Source organism: Stenotrophomonas forensis (assembly GCF_028752115.1).
Lineage (GTDB): Bacteria > Pseudomonadota > Gammaproteobacteria > Xanthomonadales > Xanthomonadaceae > Stenotrophomonas > Stenotrophomonas forensis.
Window position 1 is genome coordinate 176,134 of sequence record NZ_CP082270.1, and the last position, 11,869, is coordinate 188,002.

Here is an 11,869-nt window from a genome sequence, read left to right on the forward strand (position 1 = left end):
GCGGTCCGCATCCACCAGGAGCGGTTCACACCCATCTGAGGCGGTTTACGCGCCGCCGGCAAACCCGTGCTGCCGCCACGCCTCGTACATCACCACCGCCACGGTGTTGGAAAGATTGAGGCTTCGATTGTCCGGCCGCATCGGCAGGCGCAGGCGGGCGCCATCGGGCAAGGCATCGAGTACGTCCTGCGGCAGGCCGCGGCTTTCCGGGCCGAACAGGAACGCATCGCCATCTTCAAAGGCCACGCTGTCATAACGCACGCTGGCCCGGGTACTCAGGGCGAACAGCCGCTTGGGCGCGATCCGCGCCAGCGCGGTGTCCAGGTCCGGGTGCACCTGCAGGCGCGAGTACTCGTGGTAGTCCAGCCCGGCGCGCTTGAGCTGCTTGTCTTCCAGTGCGAAGCCGAGCGGCTCGACCAGGTGCAGCTGCGCGCCGGTGTTGGCGCAGAGACGGATCACATTGCCCGTGTTGGGCGGGATTTCCGGTTGGAACAGGATCACGTGGAACTGGGGCGCGGCATTCATCGGCGCAGTGTACCTGCGACGGCCGCCGCCTTTACGGCGCACGCCCTGCACGGGGCAGGGCGGCACCGGTTACGGGCGCAGCAGGACCTGGGCGGTTTCGCTGGCCAGGGCCTGCAGGTCGGCAGCGCTCGGGCGCACCTGCAGGGCCGGCAGGTTGACGATGACCGAGTGGGCAACGTTGGTAGCGGCGGCGGCCAGGGTGGCGGCGTAGCGCTGGGCTTCCAGTTCGGCGGCCAGGGCGACGCGCTGCTCCAGGCTGGGGCGCACTTCCACCGAGGCCAACGTGGTGATCGGCATCGCGGCGGCGACCGGAGTGGCGGCGTAGCCGTTGCGCTCGGCCAGCTGGTCGGCGCTCGGGCGCACCTCCACGGTGGCCAGGGTCGGGATGCCGCTGGCCTGTTCCCAGGCCTGCTGGGCCAGCTGGTCGGCGGCCGGGCGGACCTGCACGGTGGACAGGGTCTTGATGGATTCGGAGGCCTGCACCGACGAAACAACCGCGGTGCCGGCAATCAGGGCGATGGCGATGGCAATGGTCTTGGCGTTCATGACGGGGCCTGTTTAGTGTTGGTGATCAGTGGTGTGGTAGTAAGGTAGTACACCGATTCTGGGCTTGCAAGGAAAATTTTCGATTTCCTGCATTTGTTCAGTCTTCAGTCATCTTGCGTCTGAAGCCCTTCCTGGCGCAGGAAATACCAAGCAATCCCCGTGCCAACTTTTAGTGATTGATTTGAAAGGCTTTTTCCGATCTGAAAAGTGTCCGCTGGGCGGACACCTGTCCATTCGATGGGCGACGGACACTGTCCGGACGCGGGTTGCCGCCGCATGTGACCTGCCAGAAGGCCGCAGCGAGGGGCCGAAATGGCGCATCAGGGCAAACACCCCCAGTGACTGGCGACCGATTCCTGCCGCTGCGTGCGCACGCTAGGATCGGGGTTCACCTACGTGACCAAGGATCCGGATATGTCTCTCGCCCTTCGCCCGCGCGCTGCATTGCTGGCTGTCGCCCTCAGCACCGCCCTGGGCACGCTTGCGCCCACCCCTGTGCTGGCCGCCAAGCCGGCTGCCCCGGCCAGGGTCGATATCCCGTATGAGCAGTTCACCCTGCCCAACGGCCTGCGGGTGATCGTGCATACCGATCGCAAGGCGCCGATCGTGGCGGTCAACGTCTGGTACCACGTGGGCAGCAAGGACGAACCGGCCGGCCGCACCGGCTTCGCGCACCTGTTCGAACACCTGATGTTCCAGCGCAGCGAAAACCACGACGGCGAGTACTTCGAGCCGTTCAAGCAGGTCGGTGCCACCAACCAGAACGGCACCACCAATACCGATCGCACCAACTACTTCGAGAACGTGCCGACCACCGCGCTGGACATGGCGCTGTGGATGGAATCGGACCGCATGGGCCATCTGGTCGGTGCGATCGACCAGGCGGCGCTGGACGAGCAGCGTGGCGTGGTGCAGAACGAGAAGCGCCAGGGCGAGAACCAGCCCTATGGCCAGGCCTGGGACCAGATCAACAAGGCGCTGTACCCGGTCGGCCACCCGTACCACCACGGTGTGATCGGTTCGATGAACGATCTCAACGCGGCCTCGCTGGACGACGTGAAGACCTGGTTCCGCACCTGGTATGGCCCGAACAATGCAGTGCTGGTGCTGGCCGGTGACATCGACCTGGCCACCGCCAAGGAGAAGGTCGCCAAGTACTTCGGCAGCATCCCGGCCGGTCCGACCATGGCGCAACCGGCGGTGAACGTGGCCAAGCGCAGTGCCGACAGCCGCGAGACGATGACCGACAAGGTGCCGCAGCCACGCATCTACCGCGCCTGGAACGTGCCGCAGGTCGGCACCACCGATATCGATCAGCTGCAGCTGTTCGCGCAGGTACTCGGTGGCGCCAAGTCCTCGCGCCTTAGCCAGCGCCTGCAGCACCAGGACAAGCTGGTGGACAGCATCGGTTCGGGCCTGTCGACCTCGCAGCTGGGCTCCAACTTCGTGATCGTGGCGACCGTGAAGCAGGGCCAGGACCCGGCCAAGGTCGAGAAGATCATCGATGAGGAACTGGACCGGCTGATCAAGCAGGGTCCGACCGCGGCCGAACTTGAACGCGCCAAGACCGGTGCCCGCGCCGGCTTCATCCGCGGCATCGAGCGCATCGGTGGTTTTGGCGGCAAGGCCGACGCGCTGGCCGAGTGCGCCGTGTTCACCGGCGACCCGGGCTGCTTCCGCACGTCGCTGGCCAACATCGACAAGGCCACGGCCGCCGACCTGAGCCGTCTGGGTGCGCAGTGGCTGGACAAGGGCAGCCACACCCTGGTGATCGAGCCGGGTGAGCGCGTGGCGCTGAAGGAAGACCCGAGCCAGACGCCGAAGCCGTTCACCGTGCCGGCGGTGGACCCGAAGTACAGCACCCTGCCCGAGCAGGTGGACCGCAAGGCCGGCGTGCCGCAGACCCGCGAGTTCCCGCAGCTGAAGTTCCCGGCACTGCAGCGCGCCACGCTGAAGAACGGCACCCAGGTGATCCTGGCCGAACGCCATGAAATCCCGGTGGTGCAGTTCAGCTACCAGTTCCCGGGCGGCTTCAGTGCCGACCAGGGCCGCAAGCCGGGCACCGCCAACTTCACCATGAGCCTGATGACCGAAGGCGCCGGCAAGCTGGGTTCGCTGGCCTTCGCCGATGCTGCCGACGCACTGGGCGCCAGCCTGGATGCCTCGGCCGGCCTGGATTCGATGAGCGTGGACCTGTCCGCGCTGAAGGAGAACCTGGCTCCGTCGCTGGCGCTGTACCGCGACCTGCTGCGCGAGCCGCGCTTCGAGCAGGGCGAGATCGACCGGGTCCGGGCGACCTGGATCGCCGGCATTCAGCAGGAGAAGGTCAACCCGGGTGCGGTGGCGATGCGCGTGCTGCCGCCGTTGCTGTACGGCAAGGGCCACCCGTACGCCATTCCGTTCACCGGCAGCGGTGACGAAGCGGCGATCAACGGCCTGACCCGCGAAGACCTGGTCGACTTCCACCACGACTGGCTGCGCCCGCAGAACGGCACCCTGATCGTGGTCGGTGACACCACGCTGGCCGAGATCGTGCCGCTGCTGGACAAGCAGCTGGGCGACTGGAAGGCCAGTGGCGACGCCCCGCAGGTGGAGGCCGCCACCGACGTCGCGCTGCCGAAGGGCCCGCGCGTGTTCCTGATCGACCAGCCGGGTGCGGTGCAGGCCAACCTGTTCGCCGGCCAGGTGGTGTCGCCATCCAGCGCCACCAGCTCGACCCGCTTCGACATCGCCAACGGCGTGATCGGTGGTGACTTCACCTCGCGCCTGAACATGAACCTGCGCGAAGACAAGCACTGGTCGTACGGTGCGCGCAGCAGCGCGGTCAATTCGGTGGGTCAGCGTCCGTGGATGGCCAGTGCGCCGGTGCAGATCGACAAGACCGGCCCGGCGATGGCGGAGATGCGCAAGGAAATCGCCGCGTTCGCCGATGGCAGCAAGCCGGCCACCGCTGCCGAGGTCAACCGCATCCGCAACATCCAGACCCTGAGCCTGCCCGGTGCCTACGAGACCGCCAGCGCGGTGGCGTCGACCATCGGTTCGATCGTGCAGTTCAAGCGTCCGGACGACTATGTGCTGCGCCGCAAGGCCGAAATCGAGGCGATGACCCCGGCGCAGGTGCAGCAGGCCGCGGCCGAGATCAAGCCGCAGGCGCTGACCTGGGTGGTGGTGGGTGACCTCAAGCAGACTGAAGCGGCCGTGCGCGCGCTGAACCTGGGCGAGGTGACGGTGATCGACGCCGAAGGCAACCCGGTCAAGAAATAAGGGATGCGCCTGCCCGCCACGGCGGGCAGGCCTCCCCCGGTAGTGCCGGCCGCTGGCCGGCAACGCCGTGACCCGAAGGCGGGGTCAGAGCCCCCTGCGGGGGATCCGACCCCGAGCCCGGCTACCCCCGATTCAGGCTGTTCAGGCAGAATCCCCCCATACCCTTCCAGGATCTGCCCATGCGCGTTCTGCTGCTTTCCTCCCTGCTGCTCACCGTCACCGCCTGCACCTGGGTGCCGATCGAACCGGCCGGCAAGGCGACCCGCGTGCTGCCGGCAGGCCCGGTTCCGGCCGGCTGCATCGCCAAGGGCGAGGTGGTGGTCACCGTGAAGAGCAAGGTCGGCTTCTACAACCGCAACCCGCTGCGCGTGCAGGAAGAGCTGGAAACCCTGGCCCGCAACGAGGCCCCGAGTGCCGGCGCCAACGCCGTGCAGGCCGCCGCGGCTCCAGCCGACGGCAGCCAGCGCTTCGCCGCGTTCCAGTGCCCGCCGCGCTGAACGCTTCACCATACGGGCAAGCCTGAATTCGTAAAGATGCGGTGAAAGCCCGGGAGTTATAGAATAGCGCCCCCTTTTGCCTGAGCCTTGGCGCTAACCTCGATGCTCTTCAAGAATGTCTCGATCGCCGGCCTGGCACACGTCGACGCGCCGCATACGCTGACGACCAAGGAAATCAACGAGCGGCTGCAGCCGACGCTGGACCGCCTGGGTATCCGCACCGACGTGCTCGGCGACATCGCCGGCATCCACGCGCGCCGCCTGTGGGACAACGGCGTGCTGGCCTCCGATGCGGCCACCATGGCCGGGCGCAAGGCGCTGGAAGACGCGGGCATCACCGCGACCCAGGTCGGCCTGCTGGTCAACACCTCGGTCAGCCGCGATTACCTGGAGCCGTCCACGGCGTCGATCGTCTCCGGCAACCTTGGCGTCAGCGACGAGTGCATGACCTTCGACGTCGCCAATGCCTGCCTGGCCTTCATCAACGGCATGGATATCGCCGCGCGCATGATCGAGCGCGGCGACATCGACTACGCGCTGGTGGTGGATGGCGAGACCGCCAACCTGGTGTACGAGAAGACCCTGGAGCGCATGACCGCCCCGGACGTCACCGCCGACGATTTCCGCAACGAGCTGGCCGCGCTGACCACCGGTTCGGGCGCCGCCGCGATGGTGATGGCGCGCTCGGAACTGGTGCCGGACGCCCCGCGCTACAAGGGCGGCGTGACCCGCTCGGCCACCGAGTGGAACCAGCTGTGCCTGGGCAACCTGGACCGCATGGTCACCGACACCCGCCTGCTGCTGATCGAAGGCATCAAGCTGGCCCAGAAGACCTTCACTGCCGCCAAGATCGCCTTGGGCTGGGCCGTGGAAGAGCTGGACCAGTTCGTGATCCACCAGGTCAGCCAGCCGCACACCGCTGCGTTCATCAAGAACTTCGGTATCGACCCGAAGAAGGTCATGACCATCTTCGGCGAGCACGGCAACATCGGTCCGGCCTCGGTGCCGATCGTGCTGAGCAAGCTCAAGCAGCTGGGCAAGCTGAAGAAGGGCGATCGCATCGCGCTTCTGGGCATCGGCTCGGGCCTGAACTGCTCGATGGCTGAAGTGGTCTGGTAAGCAGCCCGCTGCCCGACCTCCTGTAGAGCCGAGCCATGCTCGGCTCACGCGCGCAGCGCGGCTCTTCCGCAGCGGACCGGAGAGCAGCCGAACATCGGCTCGGCTCTATACCGCGCCGCGATTCTCCCTAGGTGCTCCGCATGCGCGATCTTCCCGGTTACCCCGCCCACCCGCAGCGTTTCGACGTGCGCCCCGGCCTGTCGATGAACTATCTCGACGAAGGCCCGCGCGACGGCGAGGTGGTGGTGATGGTGCACGGCAATCCGTCGTGGAGCTACTACTGGCGCACGCTGGTGGCCGGCCTGTCGGACAAGTACCGCTGCATCGTGCCGGACCACATCGGCATGGGCCTGTCGGACAAGCCGGACGACAGCCGCTACGAATACACCCTGCAATCGCGCGTGGACGACCTCGATGCGCTGCTGAAGCATCTGGGCATCACCGGCCCGGTGACCCTGGCCGTGCACGACTGGGGCGGCATGATCGGTTTCGGCTGGGCGCTGTCGCACCACGAGCAGGTGAAGCGCCTGGTGGTGCTCAACACCGCCGCGTTCCCGATGCCCGCGGCGAAGAAGATGCCGTGGCAGATCGCGCTGGGCCGCCACTGGAAGATCGGTGAGTGGATCATCCGCACCTTCAATGCCTTCTCGTCCGGCGCCTCGTGGCTGGGCGTGGAGCGCAAGATGCCGGCCGATGTGCGCCGTGCGTATGTGTCGCCGTACAACAGCTACGCCAACCGCATCAGCACCATCCGCTTCATGCAGGACATCCCGCTGTCACCGGCCGACAAGGCCTGGTCGCTGCTGGAGCGCGCCGGCAAGGCGCTGCCGTCGTTCGCCGACCGCCCGGCTTTCCTCGGCTGGGGCCTGCGCGACTTCGTGTTCGACCATCATTTCCTGAAGGGCTTCCAGGCCGCGCTGCCGCAGGCCCAGGTGCATGCCTTCGAGGATGCCGGCCATTACGTGCTGGAAGACAAGCACGACGTGCTGGTGCCGGAAATCCGCGCGTTCCTGGACAAGAACCCGGTCTGAGGGGCGTGCCGACCAACGGTCGGCACCCACCGGAAGAGGCAACGGGTAGGTGCCGACCGTTGGTCGGCACACCGGCCAGGTTCATGAGGTTGCCGGCCAGCGGCCGGCACTACCACTACGCCGCGACCGGTGCCTGCGGTGGTGAGGACGGGCTGTTGCCGTTGTCGTCCGGATGACCGTCATCGTTCCCGGCCTCGTCGCGCCAGCGCCAGTCGGCCAGCGTCAGCGGATCCAGGCCATAGGCGATGCGCGCCTTGTCGCATTGCGGGCTGGCCTTGCCGTACTCCCACGACGCATCCACCTCGCGGCACACGCTGGGCCGGTTGGGGTGGATGGTGCAGCGTGAATACACGCCGATCTGCGCATCCAGCGCCACGCAGCGCACCGGCTTGGAGTGGGTGCCGCGCATGCACAGGCGATGCGGGTCGAGCACCTCGGTGAGCTGGTGCGGCACGCCGCCGGGAGTGACCTCGTCCGATTCCATCCAGTGGAAGGCCACGCGGTACTGGGTGCAGCAGGCGCCGCAGGTCATGCAGGGATGTTGCATGGGCAAGCCGCCTCGGGCGGCAGTCGGAATCAGGAACGAGGGTGCGGATTTTCCACGAAGTGAGCCGCCGCGCAAGAAATTCCGTAAGCGGCGACAATGAACGGATGAACGGACCCTGCAACATTGCGGCCCGCCTGCCTGAACTGGCTCGCGAACGCCCCGACCAGATCGCCATCCGCTGCCCCGGCCGCCGCGGTGCCGGCAATGGCATGGCGGCCTATGACGTGACCCTGGACTACCGCCAGCTGGACGCGCGCAGCGATGCCATGGCGGCCGGCCTGGCCGGCTACGGCATCGGCCGCGGCGTGCGCACGGTGGTGATGGTGCGGCCGTCGCCGGAGTTCTTCCTGTTGATGTTCGCGCTGTTCAAGCTGGGCGCGGTGCCGGTGCTGGTCGACCCCGGCATCGACAGGCGTGCGCTGAAGCAATGCCTGGACGAGGCGCAGCCGGAGGCCTTCATCGGCATCCCGCTGGCGCATGTGGCGCGGCTGGCGCTGCGTTGGGCGCCTTCGGCGACCCGTCTGGTCACTGTCGGCCGCCGCCTCGGCTGGGGTGGAACCACCCTGGCCGCGCTCGAGCGCGCAGGCGCCAACGGTGGGCCGATGCTGGCCGGCACCGATGGCGAGGACATGGCCGCCATCCTGTTCACCAGCGGCTCCACCGGCGTGCCCAAGGGCGTGGTCTACCGTCACCGCCACTTCGTCGGCCAGATCCAGCTGCTGGGCAGCGCGTTCGGCATGGAAGCGGGTGGGGTGGACCTGCCGACCTTCCCGCCGTTCGCGCTGTTCGATCCGGCGCTGGGCCTGACCTCGGTGATCCCGGACATGGACCCGACGCGGCCGGCACAGGCCGATCCGGCGCGACTGCACGACGCCATCCAGCGCTTCGGCGTGACCCAGCTGTTCGGTTCGCCGGCCCTCATGCGCGTGCTGGCCAGGCATGGCCGGCCGCTGCCGACCGTGACCCGGGTGACCTCGGCCGGTGCGCCGGTGCCGCCGGACGTGGTCGCCACCATCCGCCGCCTGCTGCCGGCCGATGCGCAGTTCTGGACCCCGTATGGCGCCACCGAGTGCCTGCCGGTGGCCGTGGTCGAAGGCCGCGAGCTGGAGCGCACCCGCGCCGCCACCGAGGCCGGCGCCGGCACCTGCGTGGGCAGCGTGGTGGAGCCGAACGAGGTGCGCATCATCGCCATCGATGATGCCCCGCTGCCGGACTGGGGGCAGGCACGCGTGCTGGCCACCGGTGAGGTGGGCGAGATCACCGTGGCCGGGCCGACCACCACCGACAGCTATTTCAACCGCCCGCAGGCGACCGCGGCAGCGAAGATCAGCGAAACCCTGGCCGATGGCAGCATCCGCATCGTGCACCGCATGGGCGACGTAGGGTACTTCGATGCACAGGGCCGCCTGTGGTTCTGCGGGCGCAAGACGCAGCGCGTGGAAACCGCACGCGGGCCGCTGTACACCGAGCAGGTCGAGCCGGTGTTCAACACCGTCGCTGGCGTGGCGCGCAGCGCGCTGGTCGGTGTTGGCGCCGCAGGTGCGCAGGTGCCGGTGCTGTGCGTAGAACTGCAGCGTGGCCAGTCCGACAGCCCGGCACTGCAGGAAGCACTGCGCGCTCACGCAGCAGCCCGCGTGCCTGAGGCCGGCCTGCAGCACTTCCTGGTGCATCCGGCCTTCCCCGTCGATATCCGTCACAACGCCAAGATCGGCCGCGAGAAGCTCGCCGTCTGGGCCAGCGCCGAACTGGAGAAGCGCGCATGAAGATCCTGGTCACCGGTGGGGGTGGTTTCCTTGGCCAGGCGCTGTGCCGCGGGCTGGTCGAACGCGGCCACCAGGTGCTGGCGTTCAACCGCAGCCACTACCCGGAACTACAGGCGATGGGCGTGGGCCAGATCCGTGGCGACCTGGCCGATGCGCAGGCGGTGCTGCATGCGGTGGCTGGCGTCGATGCGGTGTTCCACAACGGCGCCAAGGCTGGCGCCTGGGGCAGCTATGACAGCTACCACCAGGCCAACGTGGTCGGCACTGACAACGTCATCGCCGCGTGCCGCGCGCATGGCATCAGCCGGCTGGTCTACACCTCCACGCCCAGCGTGACCCACCGCGCGACCCACCCGGTGGAAGGCCTCGGCGCCGACGAGGTGCCGTACGGCGAGGATTTCCAGGCACCGTATGCGGCGACCAAGGCGATTGCCGAACAACGCGTGCTGGCCGCCAACGATGCGACGCTGGCGACGGTAGCGCTGCGCCCGCGCCTGATCTGGGGGCCCGGCGACCAGCAGCTGGTGCCGCGCCTGGCCGAGCGCGCGCGGCAGGGTCGCCTGCGCCTGGTCGGCGACGGCAACAACAAGGTCGATACCACCTACATCGACAACGCCGCGCTGGCGCACTTCCTCGCCTTCGAAGCCCTGGCACCGGGCGCGGCCTGCGCTGGCAAGGCGTACTTCATCTCCAACGGCGAACCGCTGCCGATGCGCGAGCTGGTCAACAAGCTGCTGGCCGCCGTGGGGGCGCCGACGGTGGACAAGGCGATCAGCTTCAGGACCGCCTACCGCATCGGCGCGGTCTGCGAGCGGCTGTGGCCGTTGCTGCGCCTGCGTGGCGAACCGCCGTTGACCCGTTTCCTGGCCGAGCAGCTGTGTACGCCGCACTGGTACAGCATGGAGCCGGCACGTCGCGATTTCGGCTACGTGCCGCAGGTCAGCATCGAAGAAGGGCTGCGCAGGCTGAAGGCTTCATCTGCCGCATAGATCGCCATCACCGGTTGCACACCGCCAGATCGGGAGGATGGACCCACGCCATCCAACGGCCCGGACATCTGCGAGGAGCGCCATGCTGCATTACGCCGTCATTTTCTTTGTCATCGCCATCATCGCCGCCGTGCTCGGCTTCTCCGGCATTGCCGGTGCTGCCAGCAACATCGCCTGGATCCTGTTCGTTGTGTTCCTGGTACTGGCAGTGATCTCGATGTTCCGCAAGCGCGGGTAGAAGACCGCAGGGCAGTGCCGGCCGCTGGCCGGCACTGTTTTCTCCGGTGGGTGCCGACCGTTGGTCGGCACGCCCTTCGTCGAGCATGGCTCGACGCTACAGAAGCTGCCTGTCAGCCCCATGGCGCTCCAGCGCCAGTTCAATCAGCCGCGTGATCAGCGTGGTGTAGTCCACGCCGCTGGCACCCCACAACTTCGGGTACATGCTGATGCGGGTGAAGCCCGGCAGCGTGTTGACCTCGTTGATGACGATCTCGCCGTCTGCGGTGAGGAACACATCCACGCGTGCCATGCCGGCACACTCCAGCGCCTGGTAGGCCTGCAGCGCGATCTGCTGAATGCGGGCCTGGGTTGCAGCATCGATGGCCGCCGGCACCACCACGTCGGCACCGCCCTCGTTGATGTACTTGGTGTCGTAGGCGTAGAACTCGTCGTGCACTACCACTTCACCGCACAGGCTGGCCTGCGGCTGTTCGTTGCCCAGCACCGCGCACTCGATCTCGCGGCCGACCACCGCCGACTCCACCAGTACCTTGTGGTCATAGCGCAACGCCAGTTCCAGCGCCTCGGCAAAGCCGGCCGCGTCCTTGACCTTGCTTACGCCGACCGATGAACCCTGGTTGGCCGGCTTCACGAACAACGGCAGGCCGAGCTGCGCGATCACCGCCTCGACATCGACCGCCGCGGCCTGGTGGCGACGGATGCACAGCCACGGCGCCACCTGCAGCCCGGCATCGCGCAGCAGGCGCTTGGTCACGTCCTTGTCCATCGCCACCGCCGAGCCCAGCACCGGCGAACCCACGAAGGGCAGGTTGGCCATGCGCAGCAGGCCCTGCAGCGCACCGTCCTCGCCCAGCGGGCCGTGCACGATCGGCAGCACCACATCGATCTGGCCCAGCACGCTGGCCGCATCGGAGGGCTGCAGCTGCGCCTGCTCCGTGCCGGGAAGGACCGCCAGCGACTGGCCGGAGCGATGCAGCGCGATGCGCGACGGATCATCGGCATTGAGCAGGAAGGTGTCCGGCTGGCTCAGATGCCACTGGCCCTGCTTGTCGATGCCGACCAGCACCGGCTCGAAGCGCTCGCGGTCGAGGGCATCAAGGATGTTCTTCGCCGACTGCAGCGAAACTTCGTGCTCGGAGGACCTGCCCCCGAAGATGATGCCGACCCGGGTCCGTGCCATGGCGTTGCGATGTCCTGTGCGTTGCGTGGCCGTACAGCATGAACCTTCCGCTGCCACCCAGGTGAGGCACAGATGAACCAGAATTCCATCCACGCATGGCGTGGATCTACCGTGTCGACCAAGGTCGACACCCACCCACAGCAGCAGGAACCTGTCGAAGGCGGGGTG

11 protein-coding genes are annotated in these 11,869 nt (G+C 67.7%); 7 read left to right on the forward strand and 4 right to left on the reverse strand.

The genetic code is table 11. The features are described from left to right. Window positions 1-45: 45 nt before the first annotated feature. Both K5L94_RS00815 and K5L94_RS00820 read right to left on the reverse strand, forming a co-directional pair. On the reverse strand, window positions 46-525 hold the full coding sequence (locus tag K5L94_RS00815) for a tRNA (cytidine(34)-2'-O)-methyltransferase (RefSeq protein WP_004153580.1): 480 nt from the start codon (window positions 523-525) through the stop codon (window positions 46-48). Between the two features lie 69 nt (window positions 526-594). Further along, complete coding sequence (locus K5L94_RS00820; RefSeq protein WP_053448482.1) at window positions 595-1,071, reverse strand: XAC0231 family protein; 477 nt, start codon at window positions 1,069-1,071, stop codon at window positions 595-597. 414 nt (window positions 1,072-1,485) lie between these two features. On the opposite strand from K5L94_RS00820, the gene K5L94_RS00825 reads away from it, so the two are divergent. The 4 genes from K5L94_RS00825 to K5L94_RS00840 all read left to right on the forward strand — a co-directional run bounded on the left by K5L94_RS00825 (window position 1,486) and on the right by K5L94_RS00840 (window position 6,982). Further along, window positions 1,486-4,335, forward strand: coding sequence for a M16 family metallopeptidase (locus K5L94_RS00825; protein ID WP_053448483.1), 2,850 nt, complete (start codon window positions 1,486-1,488; stop codon window positions 4,333-4,335). A 179-nt stretch (window positions 4,336-4,514) separates the two neighbouring features. After that, complete coding sequence (locus K5L94_RS00830; RefSeq protein ID WP_005407628.1) at window positions 4,515-4,832, forward strand: DUF4156 domain-containing protein; 318 nt, start codon at window positions 4,515-4,517, stop codon at window positions 4,830-4,832. A 102-nt stretch (window positions 4,833-4,934) separates the two neighbouring features. Next, window positions 4,935-5,951, forward strand: a complete 1,017-nt coding sequence (locus K5L94_RS00835) for a 3-oxoacyl-ACP synthase III (protein ID WP_004153587.1) — start codon at window positions 4,935-4,937, stop codon at window positions 5,949-5,951. Window positions 5,952-6,091: 140 nt separating this feature from the next. Next, complete coding sequence (locus tag K5L94_RS00840) at window positions 6,092-6,982, forward strand: alpha/beta fold hydrolase (RefSeq protein WP_274511653.1); 891 nt, start codon at window positions 6,092-6,094, stop codon at window positions 6,980-6,982. 115 nt (window positions 6,983-7,097) lie between these two features. On the opposite strand, the gene K5L94_RS00845 is transcribed toward K5L94_RS00840, so the two are convergent. Then, window positions 7,098-7,529, reverse strand: coding sequence for a YkgJ family cysteine cluster protein (locus K5L94_RS00845; protein WP_049458121.1), 432 nt, complete (start codon window positions 7,527-7,529; stop codon window positions 7,098-7,100). 104 nt (window positions 7,530-7,633) lie between these two features. Here K5L94_RS00845 and oleC point away from each other — a divergent pair, with 104 nt between their 5' ends. The 3 genes from oleC (at window position 7,634) to K5L94_RS00860 (ending at window position 10,519) form a co-directional block, all read left to right on the forward strand. Beyond that, entirely contained in the window at window positions 7,634-9,292 is a 1,659-nt protein-coding gene (gene oleC, locus K5L94_RS00850; protein WP_053448486.1) for an olefin beta-lactone synthetase, read from the forward strand. Beyond that, a complete protein-coding gene (gene oleD, locus K5L94_RS00855) occupies window positions 9,289-10,281 on the forward strand; it encodes a 2-alkyl-3-oxoalkanoate reductase (RefSeq protein ID WP_049458119.1) in 993 nt (330 codons plus the stop codon). The genes oleC and oleD overlap by 4 nt, the downstream gene beginning before the upstream one ends. Before the next feature lie 82 nt (window positions 10,282-10,363). After that, the gene (locus tag K5L94_RS00860) at window positions 10,364-10,519 is read left to right on the forward strand and encodes a DUF1328 domain-containing protein (protein WP_004153593.1); all 156 of its coding nucleotides are present in this window, start codon (window positions 10,364-10,366) and stop codon (window positions 10,517-10,519) included. A gap of 96 nt (window positions 10,520-10,615) precedes the next feature. On the opposite strand, the gene ddlA is transcribed toward K5L94_RS00860, so the two are convergent. Beyond that, window positions 10,616-11,701: a D-alanine--D-alanine ligase gene (gene ddlA, locus K5L94_RS00865; RefSeq protein WP_053511129.1), complete on the reverse strand. Its 1,086-nt coding sequence runs from the start codon at window positions 11,699-11,701 to the stop codon at window positions 10,616-10,618. Between the last annotated feature and the right edge of the window lie 168 nt (window positions 11,702-11,869).